Origin of the sequence: Aerolutibacter ruishenii (genome assembly GCF_007830115.1) — a bacterium.
Taxonomy (GTDB): domain Bacteria; phylum Pseudomonadota; class Gammaproteobacteria; order Xanthomonadales; family Xanthomonadaceae; genus Aerolutibacter; species Aerolutibacter ruishenii.
The window spans coordinates 14,470-35,763 of the sequence record NZ_VLKP01000017.1; the positions used below are offsets into that span (position 1 = coordinate 14,470).

A 21,294-nucleotide genomic window follows, 5' to 3' on the forward strand; every position below is an offset into this window, starting at 1 on the left:
CACGGCCGACGCGACGCAGGCGGTCGGCTCGGCAGCTTCTGCTGGGTCGGCACTCGGGCAGGCCCTCATCTCTGGCGGCCGCGCCGGCTACCACCATGGTGCCATTCGCTCCATCCATGCCTAGGCTCCTCGGTACCGGATCGCACGTTCCGACATGGCCATGGTACGGCGGAGCGACAGGTCTGCGCCGAGCGCGGGAGTTCGCAGGCGTCTCAGCCGTGCGCATGCCCGGTCGGGGTCGGGAACGCAGCTTTCAAGCCGCGGCGCGAAAATGTCTGCGCGGCGATCGCCCACGGATCCCCACGCTGGGCGCGGTACGCGAGTGAGGCCATGTCGCGCAGCAGCCAGAACGGGAGGCGACCAGGGACGGTCGCGGCGTCGCGACGCGCGCGGCACCGAGCAGCGAAGACCGCAACGCGCGCTGCAATGGCTGGGTTCGAGATCGTCGCACCAGGGGCGACCCGGACGCGCTCGCGGTAGGCCAGCACGGGCGGAAGCGCTAAATCGCCCGCCCAGGCAACGGCCGGAAGGGCGGGTGCGGGGTAGGGCGACTCGTAGGGGAGATACATCGGGCCTGGATCGATGTGCAGGCCGCTTGCGCCCACCCAGTAGTGCGAAGGCTCGCCAATGCCCGTCGTCCCGAACCCCTGCAGGCTGAGTTGGCGCCCGTCGGTCGATACCACCGCACACAGGAAGTCTCCGCCAACGACGCTCGCTTTGATCCCGGCATCCTCTAGCAGCGACGCGATGCCGAAGGCCGCGTACATGCACCGCTTGTGGAAGTCCGATGGAAATACCGCACGCAGTTCGGCGTCCGTGACGAGCAACGAGTGCGTGATGGGATCAGTCTTCGCCACGTGGACTCCAGTACGTGCGGGAATGAACGCGCCTCGCGCGCCTTGGCATACCGGGCGTCGCCGCATCCAGGAACGCGCGCAGGCTTGGATGAACTGTCAGGGTGCAAGCCGGCGCTGCGTGAGCCAGTCCGTCCCACAAGGCGCTTGGCAACGTGCACGGTGGCAGGCTACATGGAGTGCGCCAAGGCCCTGGACAGATTTGCTACGGCTCGTCCGCGCTGAAGCTGGGCATCGGCGCTTCGTGCGCCACGCCCGGCACTGCGCCGGCAGCGGTCGCTCGGTCGACACACATCCGGATCAACGCCTCGTCCGCCCCGGTGGCAATCGCGTAGCCATGGATCCCAATGTCGGCGACCAGGCTTTCGCCCAGGTGCGCAAGTTCGACGGTCGCAACGCCGATCTGCCTGAGTGCGCTGTGCTTGGACAGGGCCAAGGGTGATTGAAAAAGGGACGGCACGACGACCAACGCGTCGTCCGCCCTCCGGTACACGCGCAGCTCCACGGGTCGCGGTCACAGCAGGTTGGGTGTTGGGCGCGAACGGTACAGCGGCCGGCATGGGGCCGTCTGTGCGCGTACCACGCCCGGGTCGACGCGCCCGGACGCGGGCATGCTTCCGCATTTGCCGCAGCTCCTACCCGCCACTCCGAGCGCTCGGAACGCGTTGGTCCCCCGGCAGTGGGTGATATCCCATCAGGACGGTGAGGGTGCGGAGTTCAAGGAAGAAACACGGGCCGCTGAGCACGACCCTTGGGCTCTGACTGACGTTCTCGCCAGCCCCCCAAAGCACCCCATGCTTGTGCGCGTTCGGCGCGGGTTCCGTCAGTGAGGCGGTGTCATCCGGCCCTCGGCAGGGCGTAGTTGGGCTACCTCGACCGCGCCAACGCCGGCGTCTCGACCAGCCGAGTGAGCTATCGGCCGCGACCGGTCCGCGCCACGTCTACATGATCGACTGCCGCCGTGCGTCCAGGTATCCAGCGAGTTCCTTCAGGGCCCTCGGCACGGTGTCCATGGTGCTCATCTGTCCTCACTTGCCAGGAGCCGCTTTCATGCCGTTCGGGTGTGATGAAAGTAAGCGCCTTCCGGCGGCGCGGCCGTGAGCCCTACGTCGCGCGGCGGCCCCGGTTGGCCCGACAGGGCTCCCCTCTCGGCCACGGGCACAAACTTTGCAAGACCGATACCGCTCCCACTGCGGCGACCGACTTCCTCCATGGCCGAGCTCATCGATCCACCCCACCCGATACCAGCGGACGAGGCCGGGCGCCAGCGGGCACTCGACGCCCTCCAGGTTGTCGACACCGAGCGGGAAGGAAGCGCGTGACCTCCGGTCGGCCATGCGCGACGTGCAGGCGACGATCCGCACCATGGGCCTTCCGATGGATACACGGTTCGCTACGGCGGCCTCTACCAGGAACAGCAGCAGTCGTTCCGGGAGTTGATCATGGTATTCGGTGCTGCCCTCCTGCTCGTCGCGACGGTGCTCATGTTCGTCTACGAACGAGCATCGGTCGTCCTGGCGATCATTGCCACCGCGCTCCTCACGCTTCCGGGCATCTTCCTCGCCCTGTGGCTGACGAGGACCGAGCTCGACTTGTCATCGATGATGGGGCTCACCATGGTGATCGGCATCGTCACTGAAGTCGCAGTGTTCTTCTTCGCCGAAGTCGACACGCGCAGCGAAGTGACGCCCGGTGACTTGAGGCACGCGGCGCACATGCGGCTGCGGCCCATCCTGATGACATCGACGATCGCCATCCTCGCACTCAGCCCGCTAGCGCTGGGCCTGGGGACCGGCTCTGCGATGCAACGACCGCTGGCGATCACGATCATCGCGGGATTGGTAGTCGCCGTCCCGCTGGTGCTTCTGGTGATGCCGCTGCTGTTCCTGCGGTTTGACTCGTGGAAGCGGCCAACAAAGCTAACGCCGGCGGGAGATTCTGCTTAGAAGTCGCTACGGCAGCGACACCGAGACTCCTCCTCATAGGTCGACGCCGCGAGCGTGCAGTCCGGAGTCGACCCACTTCCGAAAAGCTGGGAATCAAAGAATGGCAGACAGTTACGGGCACCGGCCGCGAGGGCCAGCGCGTCTTCTCGCCGCGACCCGATGGTCGATGCAGGGGCTCCAGGCCGCATGGCTGCACGAGTCATCGTTCCGCTCCGAGGTGCTCGTGTTCGCGCTGCTCAGTCCCGTGGGCTGGATCATCGCGCCCGGGCCGGTGGAGCGGGTGCTGCTGATCGGCAGCCTGCTCGCCGTCCTCGCGCTCGAGTTGCTGAATTCGAGTATCGAAGCCGTCATCGAGCGTTATGGGCCGGAAATCCATCCGCTGGCGGGACGCGCGAAAGACATGGGATCGGCGGCGGTGTTCGTCGGCCTGATCGGCGGTGCGCTCACGTGGGCCAGCCTTGGCATCGTGCCGCTGGTGCACCGCCTGATGGCCGCATGACGTCGGCGCAGGTGCTGCCCCGCGTCGGTTCCATGCTGTCTCGCAGCACATGGCTACTCTGGCTCGTGTTTGCGGCCCTGTGTCTTGCTGCTGGCCTGGGCCTGCGAGACCCGTCGCCTCCCGATGAGCCGCGATTCGTGCTCGCCGCGCGTGACATGGTCGAGTCCGGGCAATGGCTGCTCCCGCATCGGGGACGCGAGCTGTACGCGGAAAAGCCACCGGTCTTCATGTGGCTTCAGGCGGGGGCTTACTCGCGCGTTGGCAATTGGCGAATCGCGTTCCTGCTGCCCTCGCTGCTGGCGGGGTTGCTCACGCTCGTGCTGACAGCCGATCTCGCGCGCCGCCTGGCATCCCGCAAAGTCGCGCTGTACGCCGCAGGCGCGCTGTGGGTCTGCCTGCAGTTCGGGCTCCAGGCAAAGCGCGGGCAGATCGACATGGTGCTCGTCGCCATGACGACGATGTCCCTCTGGGCACTCGTACGCTACCTGACCGCGCCGGACGGCGTGCGCTGGTTGGCACTGGCCGGGTTCGCCGCGGGCGTTGGCACGGTCACGAAGGGGGTCGGATTCCTGCCGCTTCTCATGCTCGTCCCGTGGGCCGTACATCGACGCGTGTCGCATGAAGTCGCACCTGCCACACCACGCTGGGCGTGGCTGGTTTTGCCCGTCGCCTTCCTGGCAGGCACCGCGGTGTGGCTTGCGCCGCTCTTGATCGAACTCGCCAGGACGGGCGACCCCGAGCTGGCGCGCTACACACGCGAGCTCCTGGTGCGCCAGACCGGAGAGCGCTATGCGAACGCTTGGCACCACGTGCAACCGGCCTGGTATTACCTGCAGGTCGTCGCGACGCTTTGGCTTCCTGGCGCGCTCCTCCTGCCGTGGCTGGTTGGTCCGTGGCTGCGGGCCCTGAAGATGCGCGACCAGGCGACCTGGCTGATGCTCGGGTGGTCAGCCCTTGTGCTCGTGTTCTTCAGCCTCAGCCCGGGTAAGCGGGAGGTCTACATCTTCCCGGCGCTGCCAGCGCTGTGTGTCGCCGCTGCGCCGTTCCTGCCCGGCCTGTTGCGCCGCCGACCTGTTCAGATGGTGCTCGCCGCGTACCTCGCGCTGCTTGGCGGCCTGCTTCTCGCCTTGGGCACCTCCGGCCTTGCTGGCTGGAGCGACTGGGCCGTCCGGCTGGCGAGTGATCGCGAGATTCCAGCGGGATTGTTGCGGTATTTCCTCGTCTGGCTCGCCGCCGTGGGGGCGATCATCCTTGCGCTGTTGGCGATTTTTCGACGCCGCCGCATCGGAATCGCACTCGTGCTGGCCACCGGCATGCTGTGGTCGGCCTACGGACTGGGATTGGCGCCCGCAGTGGACGCCGCGAGTTCGGCGCGTGCCGTCATGGAGGCGGCGCGGCGTCTGGCGGGCCCCACGGCCGAGATCGGGCTCGTCGGGTGGCGCGAGCAGAATCTGCTGCAGGCCGTCCCACCCGTACGCGAGTTCGGCTACAAGGCACCGTGGCGTCGCCAGTGGAACGAAGCCAGTGCATGGGCGCGCGCCGCGGCAGACCGACGTTGGGTCTTTTTCCTGAAGGATGCTGCGAGCCCTTGTGTTCGCGCAGGCTCGGCCATCCGCGTGGGCCAATCGAATCGCCGGGACTGGCTCATGGTGCGCGGCCGCAACCTGCAGGCCGGGTGCGTGACGCCGCCGTTGATCGACGAGGCAGCGCTGGCACCTTGAGTTGCCGCTCCCGGTATCGGGCGCGACCGGCGACCCGGTAGCCGGCAGCGCCGCTCCCCCGGGAGTCGTCGGCGGTTTAGTACACCGACACGCCGCGGAACGCTCGGCCACCGGCCGGCTGGCCGAAGCTGCACAACGCACCGCACATGCCCCGTGTTGCCTCGTGCCTGCATCGACACGAGGCGCGAGAGATAGGTCGACGCCGGGTCACCGGGACGCGCGGTGGACGACTCACGCCCCCGACGGCCGCCCCTGCGGGGCGCTGCATCGACCGAAGAGATCGAGGGACGTGTCGCGCGCCGCGGTCTGGATGTCGAGAAGCCCGAGTACCGAGCTGAACAGATTGTCGTGGCTGACAGCCTTGGACGCGCGGGCTCGAAGGCACTGCACATCGAGTCCGCGCGAACGGGCGAGGCCCGGGGACAGCCATACCGTCATCGGTACGCGCAGCTGCGTGGGCGGAGCGATCGGGTAGGGCATGCCATGGAGGTAGATATTTCCCTCACCGAGCGACTCGCCATGATCGGATACGTAGATCATCGCGCTGTCACGCGTGAGGTCGCGCTCGAGCCGGTCGACCAAGGTCGCCAGCACGTGGTCGGTGTACAGAATCGCGTTGTCGTACGAGTTGACGATCTGCTGCCGCGTGCAGTCGCCCAGCTGTCCCGTGTCGCAGGTCGGCGTGAATGCCCGGAACCGCGACGGATAGCGCGCGAAGTAGCGCGGGCCATGGTTGCCCAGCTGGTGCAGGACGATCACCTGATCGACACCCGTCCGCAATGTCGCCGGGAGCCGGTCCACGAGGATCTGGTCCAGGCAGCGCTCGGCGTTGCACAGCTGCGGATCCTTCGCATCGGCCAGCGATGTAAATGGCAGGCCTGCGCAGACCCCCTTGCACCCTGCCTGGTTGTCCAGCCATGCGGTCGCGATGCCGGCACGGTCCAGCACGTGGAGCAGCGAGTCCGATCGCCTGATCGTGTCGCGGTCGTAGTTCGCACGTCCGATGTCGGAGAACATGCAGGGCAAGGAGACCTCCGTGCTGGAGCCGCACGCGGACACATCGCTGAAATTGATGACACCGCGTCGTGCCAGCTGCGGCGTGGTGTTACGCGCGTAGCCGTTGAGCCCCCAGTTCTGCGCGCGAACGGTCTCCCCGACGACGATGACGAGAAGCCGCGGCTTGCGCGCGCCTCGTGGTCGCGAGCGGGCGTCGGCGCCTACGAGACGGCGTGTCGGGCTTTCCTTGACTACGTCCTGGACGACCCGGGCGACCGAAACGATGTAGTTTCCTGGCGTGATGAGGTGGCGCAGGTCACGGTGGTTGCGCATGAGCGCAGCGATGGGCTGGAACCCCACCGCCAAGGCGGCAACGGTTAGGACGAGTCCGCCCATTGCGAGCGCGCCGCGGTGGAGAAGCCCCTTTCGCCAGGGCTTGGGACGCAGCCGCAACCGCCACAACAGCACTGACGGCAACACGGCATAGCCGAGGAGCCACGGCACGAGCCCGGGCGTGAGGAGCTCGCGCGACTCTTTGCTGTCGGTGTGGATGACGTTGCGCACCATGTCAGGGTCCAGGTACACCCCATACACATGCATGTAGTACACGGCGAACGCCGTCACAAATAGAAGGCCGGTCAGCACGACCTTCGCGGTCCGCCGGCCAAGCAGAACCGACATCAGGAGAACGTTGACGCCGAAGATCGCGAGGAAAAGGCTGACCGTCATGGTGACCGATGACCCGATCCCCCCTGCCGCCTCGGCATAGCTTCGCCAGAATGCGAGGTTGCATGCCAGTGAAAAGAATGCCGCGGCCAGCAGGGCCAGCATGTCGACCGACACCGCGGGTCGCCAGGTCCGCGCCCAGCGCAGTGCACGCACACCGCGCGGCATCATGCCGACGCTCCCAACGCCTTGCCGGGCGATGCGGGCAACCAGGGCAGGCCCGCCGCGCGGAATGCGACCCAAGCGACCAGCCAGCAGATGGCGAAGGTCATCGCGTCATGCGACGCGAAATGGGCGCCTCGGAACTGCTGCGCGATGCCGAACGCGAGTCCGGCGAGCACGCCAGCGGCGAGCCCTGCCCATCGAAACCGGGGGAGCGTCGCGCCAAAGAAAAAGTAGAGCGCGACCCACGCGTATCCGGCGCTGGCATGCCCTGCCGGAAAACACCCGCCCCGCGGCTTGAGCATCGCGATGGACCGGAGCAGCCCGGTGTAGGGCTGGGACCCGCCATAGCGAGCGAGATCCCAGGGGCAATCGACGCCGGAGAACTTCTTTACCAGCGAGACCGCGACCGTGGCGGTCAGGACCGACAAGGCCAGATAGCCCAGCGGGCGCCGCCAATGCTTGATGCGCGGCTCTGCACAGGTATAGGCAAAGAGCGCGAGTACAGCGACCCATGCCGCCGCGCTCGCCTTCTTGCCCAGTTGATGCAAGCCCAGTTCGAGTATCGGGTGCTGCGCCAGCGACCAGTGACCGCCCTGCAGTGCGATTACGCGGTCCGCGATCTGGAGATCGATGCCACTGAGGGCCAGCACCAGCGACGCGGCCAGGCCGATCAGTGCCGGGCCGAACATGGGACCCGGCGCGGGGGATCTCGATCGTTGGGTGCGAAAACGCGACGCGACCGGACCGCGCCGGACAAAACGGACAGACGAGTGCATTACCTGAAAAGCCTTTCCTGATCCGCTGCGTGTCACGCCGCGTGCATGGACAAGGCTGCTCGACGCGATGTACGGACGGCTCCGGCGGTTCTCCGGCGCGTGTTATGCCGTGAGCGCCATCACGGTCGATCGAGCAATGCGTCGGTGGACGCAGATTCGCTCTCTTCGTAAATCGCGTACACGCCCGCGCCTTCCCGCTGGTACATCACGAGCCCGTCAGTCTTGTACGGTTGCTGATACACACGTGCCAGCCCTCCACCGGGGCGCGCCCGCTTGAGGCGCGTGACCAGCAACCCTCGCGGATGAGCGATGAGCCACGCACGCTGATCGTGAGGCGCAACACGTTCGATCGGCGCGGACAGCCTGCCGAGAAAGCCGAACTCGCCCTGGTAGTTGCCGACGTAGGCGACAGGACGACCCGCGCGCTGTTCCTCGCCGATAAATTTGGAGGCGGCCTCCAAGTCGTAGCGTGGGCCGATGACGCTGAAGGTGCCAAGTATCGCGAGCACTGCAAACGCGACGCTCGACGCTGCGATGCGTTGAACCGACATCGCAAGCGTCCTCGCTGACCGCGATACGAGGATCAGACCGATCATGAATCCGACGAGTGACATCCACCATGGCGGCGCCGTCAGCCAAGCCGGGCCGTGCTTGCCCCCAAGCGTTATCGCGAGTGTCACCGATATCCCCGCACCGCCCAGAAAAAGCGCCGGTGGCACCAAGTGCCACGGTCTGCCGGGGCCTCGCGCTTGCCAGAGAAGCCGGCCGGCGAGGAGAGCGAAAAGCGCCGTGACCGGAATCATGTAATGGGGTTGCTTGCCTGCGACAAGGCTCAGTACGCACAGGGCGGACGTCGCGGTCACGATCAACATCCTGGCCGACCGGTCGTGCGAGAGCGTGTGGGCGTTTCCCATCGCCGTCCACAGCGTCGGCCAGAGCGACCAGGGCAACAGAAGCAGCGGAAGCAGTGGGGCATACCAGTACAGCGGGCGAGGGTGCCCCATCGCGCCAGTGATGCGGCCCAGGGTCTGGTCCAGCAGGACACTGTGCAGGTAGCCCAGCGACGATGCACCTGATGCGGACGCGATCCATGCCAGCGGTATGGCGGCCATCAGGGCGCAGGCTCCGGCAACATGCCAGGCGTTGACGCTCGGTCGCAATGACGGGGCCCACGCACGGATGGAAATCAGCGGAGGTAAGGCATACACCAAGGCCACGGGCCCCTTTGTCAGGATCGCGAGGCCACCCAGGACGCCCCAGGCCATCCATTGCCGACGCCTGCCTTCGACGACCGCGCGGTGCAGCGACCACCACCCGAGGGTGATCCAAGCCAACAGCACGAGATCAAACATCACGCCGGTCAGGAACACGGCGACATAGACGGACGATAGCCACATCAGCGTGCCGATGCGGCCGGCCGCCTCATTGTCGGGCCATAGACGCGCCGCGAGCCGTTCCAGGGCGAGCGCGCTGACGAGGGCGCACAACGGGCCAATAAGGCGCGGCCAGGACTCGCTGACGCCACCCACCCACCACCCTGCCTGGATCAACCAGAACAGCAGCGGGGGCGTGTGGTCGTATGGGACGCCGTTGAGATGCGGTACCCGCCAGTCGCCAGTGCGCCACATCTCCCAGGCCACCGTGAGGTAGCGGGTTTCGTCGACCGGAAGGACCGGACGCATGAATGTGGATGCAGCCCAGAGCGCGGCGATCGAGGCGATCACGGTCCACAGCCACTGGCGGCGACTCAAGGTTGCGGCTCCACCGGTATGCGAAGCAGGAGCAGGGCGCGCACGTCAGTCACCAGGTCACCAGCCAGGCGGGTCAGGCACTCTCGAACGTTTCCCGTCCGCGCGAAAAACAGCAGCGTCGTGCCGCCGCCGCGACCTGAACGCCCTTGAGCGATCGGCACGACGCTGGCGCACCCGACTGGTGACGACTGCCATTGCGCGACACGCCGCACCGGGTACGACCGACCTGACCGCACGGGCACGAGCGCCCAACCGGTCAGACTCACGGGTCACCACCGTCGGCGCGCGGGATCTTCGGAATCCGGGCGGACCGGTGGAGAGCAGTGATGGGCGAATTCACGGTGTCGATCCGGCGCACTGGCTGCCCGACGATCACGCTGGAGCGCGTAAAGCGTGCTCGTGAATTTCTCGAAATCGCGTTAAGTCGCTGGCGGTCGATGTCGACTGTCCGAGGTTCCCGGACCACGAGTGAGCGATCGCCAGGCCAGGGCCGCGGGGTTTGCGGTGCGGCGTACATCTGCCTCCAAGCGATGGCTGCAGGGCGAGGAGTCTCTCCATACCGCGCGCGGCACCTACAGAGCTATCGCACGTCGGGCACGTTTGGAGGCCGAGTCGATGTCGCCGACCGTCCACGTGCACGGGGCGCACTCATCCGGATCACCAGGGCGTGACAAGCCGCACCCACCAGCAGGCCGGCACAGGCCGCGGCGACCACGTCGGACGGCCAGTGCACGCCCAGTACGAGCCGGGACAGACCAACGGCTGCGACCCAGAGTGTGCCTGCCGCGCCGACGACCATCGCCGGCTTTCGACCAGCGCTTCCTGCGACCAGGTAGGCCGACGTCGCGACGGCTGCCACGGCCAGCGTATGCCCGCTCGGGAAGCTCGATCCCCAGTACTGGTGCGTGGGCCACAGGGTCGGGCGCGGGCGATCCACCAGCGCCTTGGCCACATAGATGAGCGCACCCGCGGCGATCGGCGTCAACACGAGGCTTGCCGCATTGGCCCGACTTCCGCGCAACCACAGGCCTACGCCCGCGAGGGTGCACGCCCCGGTCAAGAAGGCGAATGAGCCCGTTAGCGTGATGGCGCCGAACGCTGTCTCCCACACGGCGGGCACGGTTTCATGAAGCCCGAGCAGCAGCGAGCGATCGAGCACCGACGTTTCACCGCCGAGCACATCCTCGACCAGCTTCACCAACACGATCGTTGCGCAGATGACCAGTCCGTATCCAAAGCGGCTCTCCGCCAAAGCCGCGTCCCACGCGGGACGCTGCGACGCGACGACCGCGACCAGGCTCAGCGCAATGCCGAGCGTCGCGATGAGTTGCAGTGCCTCAAGGGCGATCGTGCCCACGCCTGTGCTTTGAAAGTCCGGAAGGCGGTGACGATGGCCCGGTGCCGGGTAGGGAAAGCTCGGCCAAATCTACGTGACGCGTTAACGCGCCCTGCCTGCGCGGGTAAGCTTCCATAGGCTGATCGACAAGGGCGCGTCGACCGTGAATGCACTGGGTAACCTTCTTCTCGTCGGCGCGGGTGGCTTTCTCGGTTCGATCGCCCGCTACGGCGTCACCCTGGCGCTGGGCGCACCGGCCGACGGTGCATTCCCGACGGCGACATTCATCGTCAACGCCGTAGGCAGCGCTGCCATCGGGTTCCTGCTCGGGATGTCCCTTGACGGCCCGATGGCATCGCCGGCGGCGCGGTTGTTTCTCATCACCGGCGTACTGGGCGGCTTTACGACATTTTCCGCGTTCGGAGTCGAAACGTTCATGCTCCTGCGCCGTGGAGACACGGGCCTGGCGGCTCTGTACGTGGTTGGAACGGTACTGTCGTCTCTCGCGGCGGTCTGGCTGGGGTTCCGTGGCGCCCAGGGCTAGGACGGCTCGCGGGCGTTCTGCCGGTCGCCTTGCCAACGCACCTGCACGGTGCCGTTATCTCGCTGCGACTCGTCCACGAACCAGCCCATTGCGTGAGCGAGGCGGCCCATCAGGCTCATGCCCAGTCCGAGGTCTCCACGGCCGAAGCGTGCGGCGCCTGGCTTGATCTGGGCGAGCGGATCGCCGGTGACGTGCGAGAACGTCGCGCGACCTGCCGCTGCCGACACGGCGAGGGCTCCGCTCGCGCCTGGGGGAACCAACCGGCGCACGAGCGTGCGAGTGACCAGCTCGGCATCGCGCGGCGATATGTCAAGGGTCTCGCCATCCGATCTGACTACGACCTCCACGTCGGGCGCATGCCGCCGCAGCGCCTCCTTCGCGGTATCGCGCAACCAGGCGCCCAGCTCAACCTGCGTGTCCGGCCTGATCTGCCGGCGCGCCAGGCGAAACAGCGCTTCAACCAACTCCGACAGTTCGACAACGCCACGCTCCACACGCTCCAGCCGCGGCTTCGCGCCGGGTACGCCGTGGATGTCCTCCTGGAGCAGCTCGATCGCGCCGCCCATGACCGACAACGGCGTACGCAACTCGTGGCTGGCGTCGGCGAAAAACGCCTGCTCGGCCGCGGCGGCGGCTACCAGACGCGCCTGGTAGCCGTCGACCGATGCGCCGAGGCGCCCGAGCTCATCCGGGGGCAGCATGGCCGCGAACGCCGTTTCCGTGGGCTCGGGCGGCAGAGCTTCAACCTTGTCGGCCAACCCGGCGATCGGCCGGGATGCGGCGCGGGCGACCAGCCAGCCCAGCCATGCGCCGATCGCGATGCCGCCAGCGACGATCACGAGCAGCATTACGCGAAGATGGACTTCCAGCTCCTCGATGCCGCTCAGGTCGATCTTGAAGTACAGCCGACCCGCACGGGTATCAAAGACGCCGATGTGCACACCATCCACGTCCTCGGTGGCCGACTCGTGGATGCCGGGTTCGAGATCGCGAAGCTCAGGGGGTATGGCCGGCGAATCCGGGTGGCGATGGGACGCCGCGAAACCCTGAAGCCGTCGCGTCCGCGGCAGGGGCGTCGCCGGCGCTACAGCCAGTCGCTCGCTGTAATCCTGCGCAAGGCTGTCGAGGATCGCTTCGACCAGAACGTGCTCGTAATCCTCAGTGATGTAGATCGATGCCCACGCGAATAGCAGGCTCAAGACGGCCGCCATCGCCGTCGCGAGCAGCGTCACGCGCGTCCGGAAGCGCATCGGGCTCTTCATTCCGGCGGCAGCAGGCGGTAGCCCATTCCATGCACGGACTGGATCATGGCTGCACCGAAGGGGCGATCGACGAGGTGACGAAGACTGTACACATGGTTGTGCAGGGCGGCGAGGTCCCGATCCTCGTCACCCCACACCGCGCGGCAGAGCGCCTGGTGCGTGACGACGGCCGGGGATCGCTGCATCAAGGTCTGCAAAATGGCGCCTTGGGCGCGAGTCAGCGCAACGCGCCGACCTTCGCGGCTGGCGATCATCGAGTCGGCGTTGTACGCGAGCGGGCCGCACGCCAATGCCTGGGTTATCGGCGCCTGCCGGCGACGGTTCAATGCGTTCAAGCGCGCCTCGAGCTCGCGCAGCTCGAACGGCTTCACCATGTAGTCGTCGGCACCCTCCCCAAAGCCTTTGATCTTGTCGTCGAGTGTGTCGCGCGCCGTCAGCATGAGCACCGGAACACCGCGCCCGGCTTCGCGTAACCTGCGACACAGCTCGAGTCCGTCGAGCTTCGGAAGCCCGAGGTCGAGCACGATCACGTCGAACTCGCCACTCAACGAACGCATGAGGCCCGATGACCCGTCGGCAGCATGGTCGACGTGATGCCCGCGGCGCTCGAGGTAATCCCAAATGTTCGCGGCGATGTCGTGCTGGTCTTCAATAACGAGAACCTTCATGAGCACTCCTGCCGTCGGATGCGAGGCCGAGAAAATTAAATTGGATGACGGTGACTCGAGCGCGTGCGCCGCGCATCAGATTTCTTCCGCCGTAGTGCGCCGTGCGCGGGCGATCAGCCAGGCAACGCCATGCAGGTCGCGGATGCCCACGAGCGCGCGGTTGAGGTTGTTGTACTTACTCACGCCGGTGGCGCGCGGGCGATGGTTGACCGGCACGCTGACTGTCTTCCAGCCGGCTCGCTGCATCAACGCGGGCAGGTAGCGGTGCATGTGGTCAAAGTAGGGCAGGTCGAGGAAGGCTTCGCGCTCGAACAGCTTGATGCCGCATCCGGTGTCGGGCGTGTCGTCCTTCAGCATCGAGGCGCGGATCGCGTTCGCCCATTTTGAGGCCCAGCGCTTGCTGCCACTGTCTTTCCGCTCCACGCGCCAGCCGGCAAACATCTTGACGTCCGAAGGCGCGCCATCACGCCTGGCCAGCAGCTTCGGGATATCGGCCGGGTCGTTCTGGCCGTCGCCATCGAGCGTCGCGATCCACGCACCGCGCGCGGCCTTGACGCCGTTGCGGGTGGCCGTGCTCTGCCCGGCGTTGCCCAGGTGGCGCACCACGCGAAGTTCGGGCACCTCCGCCTTGAGCGTGGCGAGGGCGGCGAGCGTGCGGTCGGTCGAGCAGTCGTCGACGTAGACGATCTCGAACCGCGTGACGCTGCGCAGGGCCGCGACGATCTCGCGTACCAAAGGGCCTACGTTGCCCTCCTCGTTGTAGACGGGAACGACTACGGAAAGGGAAATCGCTGCCGCGTCGATCATGAGTCGAAAGCCGTTGTCGAACGGGTGACGCCTTGGCCGTAAGGCGTGGATAAGGGCCCGACCGCAGCGGCAGTGGCAGGGGAGCCACGCGGGCCAGAAGCGGCCGGGTCAGTGGATTTTAGTCGCCGCAGATGGGTGGACTTAACGATCAATGGAGAAGCCCTCCCCCCCTGGGACGGGGCGTGTCCTGTCGCCGCTTCGCGGGTCGAATGGAACCACGTCGCTTCGGGGCCGGTACGAAGTCATCGATCGGTCACGGGCTCACGCGACGCCGGCATCAACCTCGGGTGGGGGCCTGCGTGCGCGGGAGCGCGAGTGTCCAAAGCCCAGCAATCGCGGACAGGGCCGCGCCAGCCGCGAACGTGGCGAGCGGGCCGAACGCCGACCACAGAGCGCCTGCGCCAGCGCTCGCAATCAGCAGCGCGCAGCCGATGACGAGGCTGAAGACCCCGAACGCCGTGCCGCGGAGGTGGTCGGGCGCGGCATCCGCGACCAGCGCACTGAGCAGCCCCTGTGTCGCCCCCATGTGCAGACCCCACAACGCGGCACCGAGCATCAGGGTGCCCGCCGATGAGGCAAGACCGAGCACGACATCGGCGATGCATAGCAGGAAAATGCCGATCGACAGCAGGTGCCTGCGATCCATGCGATCCGCCACGCGCCCGAGTGGCCACGCACTGATCGCGTATACCGCGTTCATGGCCACGAGCACCGCTGGCGTCCACGTGGCTTCGAGGCCCACGTCGCTCGCCCGAAGGAGCATGAAGGCCTCGCTGAAACGAGCGAGCGTAAGCACGCCCGCCACGGCGAGGCATGCCCAGTAGTAGGTCGGCAACTGCCTGAGTTCCCGCGGATGAAGCGCGATCGGCTTGCGCGCGACGGGATGCGCATGCGTCTCGGGCTCCCTCACGCCGAAAACGACAATGGCCACTGCCACGGCTGCGGGTATTGCCGAGGCCCAGAGCACCAGTCGGAAATCCCCGGACGTGGCCGCCATGAGGGCGATGGCGACGACAGGCCCGGCGACTGCGCCCACGGTGTCCATCGACTGCCGAAAGCCGAAAGCGGCGCCTCGCGCGCCCGGCGGTGTTATGTCGGCGATGAGTGCATCGCGCGGCGCACCGCGCACTCCCTTTCCCACACGGTCTACGAATCGTGCGGTGACGATCGTCGCCACATCCTGCGCGATCGGGAAAAGGGGCTTGACTAGCGCTGCCATGCCGTAGCCCGCCAGCACGAGCGGCTTGCGGCGCCCGATCCAGTCGCTCAGCGCGCCCGACGCGGTCTTCATGAACGCGGCGATGGCTTCTGCAACGCCTTCGATCACGCCCACAGTCATCGTGCTGACGCCCATGACGCTCACGAGATACACCGGCAACAGGCTGTGGATCATCTCGGAGGAGAGGTCCATGAACAGGCTGACCCAGCCCAGCGCCACAACGCCAGCGGGAAGCCCAGTGCGTTTCATCGGTCCCTACCCGCCGTGTTCAGGAGTCTTGGAAGAGTAGGTCAATGCTTAGGAGCATGCCCACGGGAGCAGCAGCCGTGCCACGCTCAAGCGGACGGTTCGATGGCGCGCAGTGCCGGCGCGCGAGCCTTGAAGGTGGTCGTGTGTCGGAAAAGGGGCCGAAGTCCGATGCGGCAGGCGCCCCTCGGGACGAACCCGACGACGAGTCCTCGGGGCTCTGCGCCCTCCCGCGGACAACGTGCGCCGGTTTAAACTCGAGGCGGCCCGGTTGCGCGTACCGATCTGGTTCATCGTTCGCACCGGTCGAAGCTGACGGCTTCGCTGTTGTTGACCAGGTCCGCTTTCAGCCAGCGGCGGACATGATTAAGGGCGAGTAGGTGATAAGTTCGGTGCAATCTACTGCCGCAGGAGGTGTAGATTGCAGCGCCGTTGCGAGCTATCTAGCGAACCAGGCGCGTACATCTTTCACTAGTTGATTTCGCTGATCGGCCGTCCATTCGACGCGGCCGTCTCGTAGCCAGAAGTGGGCGCCACATCGACTCGTTCGCCATACGGAAGGCGAGAGGGAAGCTCGGCCGTTTCGAACGGTGAGATGCCAGGTCGGGCGCTGATCAGCAAGCAGGTTGAGCAGCACATCGTCGCCGCAGCCGCACGGGCAGCGCATACCGGCTGCCAGTGCAAGCGAGCCGTCGACTGTGATCACGAGCGTCCGATTCGGAAGTGGGCTCGGGAAGTCCTCACCGACGAAGGCGACTTGGAAGCGGGGTTTAACGGCACGCCGGAGTAGTTGGAAGAGTGGTCTCATTCCTCAAGCCCCATGTAGATGCCTAGCATGGGCTCCGCATCGCCAAGACCGACATGGGCGCCGAGACTCCTGCAGGAACGTGGGTGGGCGTGCTGGAAAATCGTCATCCCGGCGAAGTCCACCTCGACCTGATCGAAGTTGCTGTTTGGTTCGTCGCGAAACGGGGCGATGCGGGCGATCAGCTCGGTAACAGCAAGGGACGCCAACGCGCTATTGATGCTGATCACGGCAGGACGCGAAGTCGGCACGCCGCGGACATACCCCTCCTTGACTTCACGCTCGAGGCCTTCCGGGTCGGTCACCGCTCGACGGGCAGCCGTGACGTCCGCCATCGAGATCAAGCCCCGACTCAGAAGGCTCGACCCGCCGGGAACCAGATAGTGAACACTCCCGCACGCAGCACGCACTTTCGATGTAGTTGGCGAGGTGGGGATCGCATCCACGCAGATGCCGAGGTCGACATACGGGATCGTGTAGTAGATCGAGATGGCGTTCAGCAGGTATCGACCATCGGGGCTGTCCACGCAGCCGAAAACCACGTCGGCCTCTCCACAGAGGCGAATCGCCTGCCTGGACCACAGACTGGCCTTGAGGATCCGCACCCGGGTTCCAAGGCCCATCGCCTCTATCGCGCGCTTGAGTACCTCGACCTTGGGGCGCTCTTTCTCCGCGTCGTCCTTGGTCGCATGGACGATGCGATTGAGGTTCCGTTCCTCAACGACGTCGGGGTCGATCAGGATGAGTTCCCGCGGGGCCATTCGCGCGAGCTGCTCAATCAAGGGGCTTCCCGTCCCGGAGCAGCCAACCACCGCGATCGAGAGCGTAGAAATCGCGGCGAACGTTCCCTCGCCGAAGGCCATGACGTGGGACGCCTGGGAGGGAGACGTGCCTGAGGTGCGAGCCCACCGCTTAAGGTCGTGACCGACAACCTGAACCGCGTCGAGCTCTACGAATTCGCCTGAGCCTTGCAGGTACCGGCCGAGCAGGCTGCCGTCGGGCAGCATGATCGCCGACCCGGAAGGCGCGCTGACCTGCTCGCCCCAGGCACTGAAAATCGGCAAAAGCTCGCGGTCGGAGACGTCGTCTTGTGCGGAGAAGCCCCGCATCGCGTTGGGATGACTGCGGACCTTCCAGACAACGAGCCCCTCGCGTTCCGCGCGATCGAGCGCGTCCGACTCAGCGGCCGGATTCCAGTCGACACGCGTCGCCGTCCGCCGACAGCGCGCGTAAGGTACCGGATGGACTTCGCGAACCACCAAGCGCGTGTTCTCATCGCCAATGCGATGCCCGCATAGCAGGAGCGCGACAGCTTCGTTGCCGTCCCCTGGGTAGAGGTGACCTCGGAGCTCGGCGTGCTGGGCGGCCGTCATATTCAGGGTCACGTACACGTCGCGACCTCCCGAGCAAACCATTGCTCAGCGCTGAGGACATGCCGCTCCAGTCCGTCAGTTCCCGGGATCCAAGGGTTTTCGGCCGTGTAGTGGCGCGACCACCGCTGGTAGCTGCGCCCCTCGATATCCTGCGTGACTTGGGTCGCGTTGATGGGCTGACCGTCCGCGCGCACCAGCGCGGGGTAAACGTAGACCATGTCCAAGCACGCCATCGGATAACCCGGCTCGATCCGGATTGCCATGGTGTAGCTCTCGATCGCGTAGCCCGGTCGCGGGGCAGGGACGTCGTGGATCAATACCCAGCCGTTGCCATGGGTAACCGTCTCCCATGGACGCCCGAAGGCGTCCAGGAATTCGACGTCGGCCGGCGGAAGCGTGAAGTCGCGTCGAAGCGTCATGGATCAGCCCTCGCTCTGGTCGTTGGGCAGTGCCTTGAACTTCTCGACCCCCGGTCGGGTCAAATCGACCTGATGATCCAGACGCACGATCTCGTAAGTGCCGCCGTGGATCTTCAGACGCAGGGTCCATCGCTCGGGCGGCGTCAGGCCCGCGGCGGTCAGGATCTCGGCCCCGGTCGGATCGGGCTTCGCGATCTGGACGTGGTCGGCATTGACGCGAATGCGGTAGCGCTTGGTCTTGGGCGGCTTCTTGCCGCTTGCCGCATGGGTCTCGAGGTCGACGACTTCGACGATGACTTCGCCGTCCTGGGGGGTATCGTGGTCCTGCTTCTGGTTTTCGCTAATCATGGTCAGCCTCCTGGGCTATCTGGTATATGTGCTACACGTCACAAGTTCCTTTGTTGTTACTGCCGGTGTTGCCTATCTGGACAACACCTTGGGCATAATGGCAGACCGCTTTTGTCCCCCTATGCAGGGGGCTCGCAGTGGTCTGTTGTTTGCTTGGACAACAGCATGAGCGGTTTAGTTCCCTCCGTCAAGGACTAGATATGACCCTCTCACCCCTAGGCGTCGTGCTTCGGCACTGCCGGGAGCAGCGCAAGCTTTCTTTACGGGAAGCTGGGCAGATCGCTGAGATCGACCACGCATACATACACAGGCTGGAGACGGGCGCCAAAGAGGCCCCTTCCGCAGCGACGGTGGACAAGCTTTTTAGGGTCCTCAAACCGCAGGCCCGTGAAGCCGACCTGATTCGCTTTCTTTACAAGTACCCGTCGGGCGACGCGGATCTCGTGAAGTACGTCATCCAGAATCCAGGGGTGCAAATGGAAGCGTTCGAAGCGGCCTACCTGATGGCTCATCGTGGAACAGGACGTCTCAGTCCTGAGATGCAGATCGAACGGGCTCAGCGTGTACTAGCCGCATTCGCCCATGAATGAGTTCGAAGCCGAACTCAAGGCTCGTGCATTCGTAAAACGAATTTCTCCGCAGTCTGCCCCTGTTCCACTCGAGCCCTACTTGGCCGATGTTGGAGCAAAGTTTCTCGTTGACGATGCAATGGCACCGGATGAGGCCGGTTACTCCATGCCAATCGGTGCGGGGTTTCTCGTTGCGGTCAATGGGCGGGATCGGCTCGAGCGACAGCGGTTTACCGCATGCCACGAGATAGGCCATATCGTTCTCGGCCTTCCGAGTGAGCACGGCCCCGCCCAACTTCAGCGACACCCGAATGAAATCTGCTGCGACGTCTTTGCTGCGGAGCTTCTCCTTCCGGTGCACTTGTTTCGCCCGGCGATTGCCGAGCGTCCCGCGACCTTCCAAGCACTTGAGGAGCTCCGGGAGGTGTTTCAGGCGTCCCTACACTGTCTAGGCTCGAGGTATGCCGCGCTGTCGCGAGAGATCTGTGCGTTTGTTGTGGCTCGCGCAGGTGTCATCCAGCATTGCTTCCGTTCTCCGCCCATGCGTAGCTCGGGCCTAGCGGTGCGTCGTGGGATGCGGTTCCCAGCCAAATCAAAGGCAGCAAAGCTGCGTGGTGACGTGGAGGTCCAAGAGCTTGTCGAGCATCAGGCCGATGCTTGGCTCGAGGGCGAGCTCAACGGGGTGGTCATCGAGGACGCGATCCATGACGTCGAACGAGATACATCCCTAATACTTCTCACATGCGACTGCGAGGTTATATCCAACGCGCTCTCACGTTCTTCGGACCCTCGAGCAAGCTACGAGCGAGACGGGCTGGATGAGCTCAGCGGCACCCTGTCGTGGAATCGACGGCGCTAACGCGTTGATCGGACCGATGCAACTGCTTATGCGGCTGAAATTCGGTGGGTTTCCCGTGCCGGACCGGCGATACCGCGTCGAGGAGAAGACTAGCGCTTCTAACCTACAGCAGCGGCTATTGGTTAGGATGCCGACTTTGGCTCCGGTCGAGTTCCTGGCCGACCAGGCTGATCACGAGTACCGGATGCAGCTGATCACTTTGCCTCTATCGAGTATGTTGGCTATCGGCCAGTGGTAGACATCTGCTAGCCCCAGCGTGAAGCTGGTTAGCTCGACAGGAGCCATGGCGCAATGGCATAGGCGCACCCACTCGGCGACTGGCTCGCCTGAATTGCGTGTGTCATCGATGCAGTACGAGCGCGCGCAGCGTGCTCGCGTCTCGCGCCAAGGCGTGGCGATGCGTCGAGTGTGCGCATACGCACCGCCTTCATGACACGAAGACACGCTAGGCATCGCTGTAGGTCTGCGCGATGCGTGCTTACGGCCATCGCACGTGAGCGAACAACGGATTCGCCCGTCCGACTGGCTAACCGTGAGCGTCGGCGCCCGACCCTGGCGCGCTGCGGTGGCACGGCGCCAGGTGCTGGAGCGCCCTTCCATCGGTTCGGTACCGCTAGAACGAGCGGTATTCAGCAGCCTTTTTCAAGGCCTGCGTGTGCTGGTTGATCTGCGCGCTGGTATCGCCACCCACTTAGGTCCGGTCCGAGAAGTCCTTGAGGGAATCGAGCAGGGGCGTGAGCACAACGCGCCGGGTCCGGGCATCGCGGATCGCGAGTGTCGTCCAGTTTTCGTCGCCACGCACGAAGCCAACGTTGAACGTTACGGTGAACCTGCCACCGGGCTTGAGCCCGCCATTATTGCGGTAATCATTGGTGAGCGTGGTCGTAGCCTCCGGCTCGGTACGGCCGTCGATATAGAGGGCCGCCTTCCAGTTCAGCCCGCTGATGGGCAGGGACGAGTCGTTGACGACGGTCGCGCGGATCCGCGGCTGCAGACCAAAGAAGTTCCTGTCGATGAAGAACTGCGGGTGCAATGCCGCGATGCGAGACAGCTGCGCACGGATCGGAGCCTCGGCACGGTGCCGCGTCTCGAGGGCCTTCAGCGTCGCGGGGTAGGTTTCGAGCACGAGCCGGGCCTCGCCCCGAACGATGTCGCGCACGCTACCCTCGGGATAGCGCGCGTTGAGCGTGTCCAGATTGCGATCTGACACCGCCCAATCGAGTGCCTTCGCCTGCTCGGGCGAGAGCTTGGCGGCCACCGGCGCAAGCGATGCGCGGTACGCCTCCAGACCACGGCAGGTGACGAGCTTTTTGTCTGCGGGTCTACTGCAAGCGACTGCGGTCAGAAGCGCCAGGGCGCCGATAAGCGTGCGGCATGCGCGGGAGAACGAACGATCCATGGAAGT

At 65.6% G+C, this 21,294-nt stretch carries 20 protein-coding genes and 1 pseudogene; 6 read left to right on the forward strand and 15 right to left on the reverse strand.

The genetic code is table 11. The features are described 5' to 3' along the window. Positions 1-212: 212 nt before the first annotated feature. A complete protein-coding gene (locus IP93_RS14790) occupies positions 213-857 on the reverse strand; it encodes a hypothetical protein (protein WP_144817003.1) in 645 nt (214 codons plus the stop codon). Positions 858-1,059: 202 nt separating this feature from the next. After that, positions 1,060-1,359, reverse strand: a complete 300-nt coding sequence (locus IP93_RS14795; RefSeq protein ID WP_144817004.1) for a hypothetical protein — start codon at positions 1,357-1,359, stop codon at positions 1,060-1,062. Positions 1,360-2,242: 883 nt separating this feature from the next. Here IP93_RS14795 and IP93_RS14800 point away from each other — a divergent pair. The 3 genes and pseudogenes from IP93_RS14800 to IP93_RS14810 all read left to right on the forward strand — a co-directional run. Further along, a pseudogene (locus tag IP93_RS14800) lies at positions 2,243-2,800 on the forward strand (efflux RND transporter permease subunit); the annotation flags it as partial. 100 nt (positions 2,801-2,900) lie between these two features. After that, positions 2,901-3,299: a diacylglycerol kinase gene (locus tag IP93_RS14805; RefSeq protein ID WP_144817006.1), complete on the forward strand. Its 399-nt coding sequence runs from the start codon at positions 2,901-2,903 to the stop codon at positions 3,297-3,299. Next, positions 3,296-5,020: an ArnT family glycosyltransferase gene (locus IP93_RS14810; RefSeq protein WP_242006890.1), complete on the forward strand. Its 1,725-nt coding sequence runs from the start codon at positions 3,296-3,298 to the stop codon at positions 5,018-5,020. The genes IP93_RS14805 and IP93_RS14810 overlap by 4 nt, the downstream gene beginning before the upstream one ends. Positions 5,021-5,251: 231 nt before the next feature. On the opposite strand, the gene IP93_RS14815 is transcribed toward IP93_RS14810, so the two are convergent. From IP93_RS14815 to IP93_RS14830, 4 genes are all read right to left on the reverse strand, one after another. Then, a complete protein-coding gene (locus IP93_RS14815; protein WP_425480057.1) occupies positions 5,252-6,910 on the reverse strand; it encodes a phosphoethanolamine transferase in 1,659 nt (552 codons plus the stop codon). Then, complete coding sequence (locus IP93_RS14820; protein ID WP_158636372.1) at positions 6,910-7,596, reverse strand: phosphatase PAP2 family protein; 687 nt, start codon at positions 7,594-7,596, stop codon at positions 6,910-6,912. Before IP93_RS14820 ends, IP93_RS14815 begins: the two co-directional genes overlap by 1 nt. 206 nt (positions 7,597-7,802) lie before the next feature. Next, positions 7,803-9,434: an ArnT family glycosyltransferase gene (locus IP93_RS14825; protein WP_144817012.1), complete on the reverse strand. Its 1,632-nt coding sequence runs from the start codon at positions 9,432-9,434 to the stop codon at positions 7,803-7,805. 580 nt (positions 9,435-10,014) lie between these two features. Continuing rightward, positions 10,015-10,791 (reverse strand): phosphatase PAP2 family protein, encoded by a 777-nt coding sequence (locus tag IP93_RS14830; RefSeq protein WP_158636373.1) that lies wholly within the window; start codon positions 10,789-10,791, stop codon positions 10,015-10,017. Between the two features lie 142 nt (positions 10,792-10,933). Between IP93_RS14830 and crcB the strand changes: the two genes are divergently transcribed. Continuing rightward, positions 10,934-11,314 carry a fluoride efflux transporter CrcB gene (crcB, locus tag IP93_RS14835; RefSeq protein ID WP_242006891.1) on the forward strand — a complete coding sequence of 127 codons (381 nt, stop codon included), beginning with the start codon at positions 10,934-10,936 and terminating at the stop codon, positions 11,312-11,314. Here crcB and IP93_RS14840 read toward each other — a convergent pair. The 8 genes from IP93_RS14840 to IP93_RS14870 form a co-directional block, all read right to left on the reverse strand. Beyond that, entirely contained in the window at positions 11,311-12,576 is a 1,266-nt protein-coding gene (locus IP93_RS14840; RefSeq protein ID WP_144817015.1) for a histidine kinase dimerization/phospho-acceptor domain-containing protein, read from the reverse strand. The genes crcB and IP93_RS14840 overlap by 4 nt on opposite strands. Then, positions 12,573-13,244, reverse strand: a complete 672-nt coding sequence (locus IP93_RS14845; RefSeq protein ID WP_144817017.1) for a response regulator transcription factor — start codon at positions 13,242-13,244, stop codon at positions 12,573-12,575. Before IP93_RS14845 ends, IP93_RS14840 begins: the two co-directional genes overlap by 4 nt. A 75-nt stretch (positions 13,245-13,319) precedes the next feature. Then, positions 13,320-14,051, reverse strand: coding sequence for a glycosyltransferase family 2 protein (locus IP93_RS14850; RefSeq protein ID WP_144817018.1), 732 nt, complete (start codon positions 14,049-14,051; stop codon positions 13,320-13,322). A 277-nt stretch (positions 14,052-14,328) separates the two neighbouring features. Then, a complete protein-coding gene (locus IP93_RS14855; protein WP_144817020.1) occupies positions 14,329-15,519 on the reverse strand; it encodes an MFS transporter in 1,191 nt (396 codons plus the stop codon). 436 nt (positions 15,520-15,955) lie between these two features. Next, complete coding sequence (locus IP93_RS16110) at positions 15,956-16,324, reverse strand: ubiquitination-like system serine protease family protein (protein WP_425480056.1); 369 nt, start codon at positions 16,322-16,324, stop codon at positions 15,956-15,958. Beyond that, the gene (locus IP93_RS14860) at positions 16,321-17,712 is read right to left on the reverse strand and encodes a ThiF family adenylyltransferase (protein ID WP_158636374.1); all 1,392 of its coding nucleotides are present in this window, start codon (positions 17,710-17,712) and stop codon (positions 16,321-16,323) included. Before IP93_RS14860 ends, IP93_RS16110 begins: the two co-directional genes overlap by 4 nt. Next, positions 17,703-18,113: an E2/UBC family protein gene (locus tag IP93_RS14865; RefSeq protein ID WP_144817025.1), complete on the reverse strand. Its 411-nt coding sequence runs from the start codon at positions 18,111-18,113 to the stop codon at positions 17,703-17,705. The genes IP93_RS14860 and IP93_RS14865 overlap by 10 nt, the downstream gene beginning before the upstream one ends. A 3-nt stretch (positions 18,114-18,116) precedes the next feature. Then, complete coding sequence (locus IP93_RS14870; protein ID WP_144817026.1) at positions 18,117-18,461, reverse strand: multiubiquitin domain-containing protein; 345 nt, start codon at positions 18,459-18,461, stop codon at positions 18,117-18,119. A gap of 200 nt (positions 18,462-18,661) precedes the next feature. Here IP93_RS14870 and IP93_RS14875 point away from each other — a divergent pair, with 200 nt between their 5' ends. Further along, on the forward strand, positions 18,662-19,051 hold the full coding sequence (locus IP93_RS14875) for a helix-turn-helix domain-containing protein (RefSeq protein ID WP_144817028.1): 390 nt from the start codon (positions 18,662-18,664) through the stop codon (positions 19,049-19,051). Beyond that, the gene (locus IP93_RS14880) at positions 19,044-19,889 is read left to right on the forward strand and encodes an ImmA/IrrE family metallo-endopeptidase (protein ID WP_144817030.1); all 846 of its coding nucleotides are present in this window, start codon (positions 19,044-19,046) and stop codon (positions 19,887-19,889) included. Before IP93_RS14875 ends, IP93_RS14880 begins: the two co-directional genes overlap by 8 nt. 691 nt (positions 19,890-20,580) lie before the next feature. Here IP93_RS14880 and IP93_RS14885 read toward each other — a convergent pair. Next, positions 20,581-21,288 (reverse strand): hypothetical protein, encoded by a 708-nt coding sequence (locus IP93_RS14885; RefSeq protein ID WP_144817031.1) that lies wholly within the window; start codon positions 21,286-21,288, stop codon positions 20,581-20,583. Positions 21,289-21,294: the final 6 nt, after the last annotated feature.

Excerpts from the sequence above, each read along its gene's own strand:
- IP93_RS14810 (WP_242006890.1), top strand. The coding sequence starts at position 3,296 with ATGACGTCGGCGCAGGTGCTGCCCCGCGTCGGTTCCATGCTGTCTCGC.
- IP93_RS14855 (WP_144817020.1), bottom strand. The coding sequence starts at position 15,519 with ATGAAACGCACTGGGCTTCCCGCTGGCGTTGTGGCGCTGGGCTGGGTC.
- IP93_RS14885 (WP_144817031.1), bottom strand. The coding sequence starts at position 21,288 with ATGGATCGTTCGTTCTCCCGCGCATGCCGCACGCTTATCGGCGCCCTG.
- IP93_RS14815 (WP_425480057.1), bottom strand. The coding sequence starts at position 6,910 with ATGCCGCGCGGTGTGCGTGCACTGCGCTGGGCGCGGACCTGGCGACCC.
- IP93_RS14850 (WP_144817018.1), bottom strand. The coding sequence starts at position 14,051 with ATGATCGACGCGGCAGCGATTTCCCTTTCCGTAGTCGTTCCCGTCTAC.
- IP93_RS14820 (WP_158636372.1), bottom strand. The coding sequence starts at position 7,596 with ATGTTCGGCCCGGCACTGATCGGCCTGGCCGCGTCGCTGGTGCTGGCC.
- IP93_RS16110 (WP_425480056.1), bottom strand. The coding sequence starts at position 16,324 with ATGAGACCACTCTTCCAACTACTCCGGCGTGCCGTTAAACCCCGCTTC.
- IP93_RS14875 (WP_144817028.1), top strand. The coding sequence starts at position 18,662 with ATGACCCTCTCACCCCTAGGCGTCGTGCTTCGGCACTGCCGGGAGCAG.
- IP93_RS14845 (WP_144817017.1), bottom strand. The coding sequence starts at position 13,244 with ATGAAGGTTCTCGTTATTGAAGACCAGCACGACATCGCCGCGAACATT.
- IP93_RS14865 (WP_144817025.1), bottom strand. The coding sequence starts at position 18,113 with ATGACGCTTCGACGCGACTTCACGCTTCCGCCGGCCGACGTCGAATTC.
- IP93_RS14880 (WP_144817030.1), top strand. The coding sequence starts at position 19,044 with ATGAATGAGTTCGAAGCCGAACTCAAGGCTCGTGCATTCGTAAAACGA.
- IP93_RS14805 (WP_144817006.1), top strand. The coding sequence starts at position 2,901 with ATGGCAGACAGTTACGGGCACCGGCCGCGAGGGCCAGCGCGTCTTCTC.
- IP93_RS14840 (WP_144817015.1), bottom strand. The coding sequence starts at position 12,576 with ATGAAGAGCCCGATGCGCTTCCGGACGCGCGTGACGCTGCTCGCGACG.
- IP93_RS14870 (WP_144817026.1), bottom strand. The coding sequence starts at position 18,461 with ATGATTAGCGAAAACCAGAAGCAGGACCACGATACCCCCCAGGACGGC.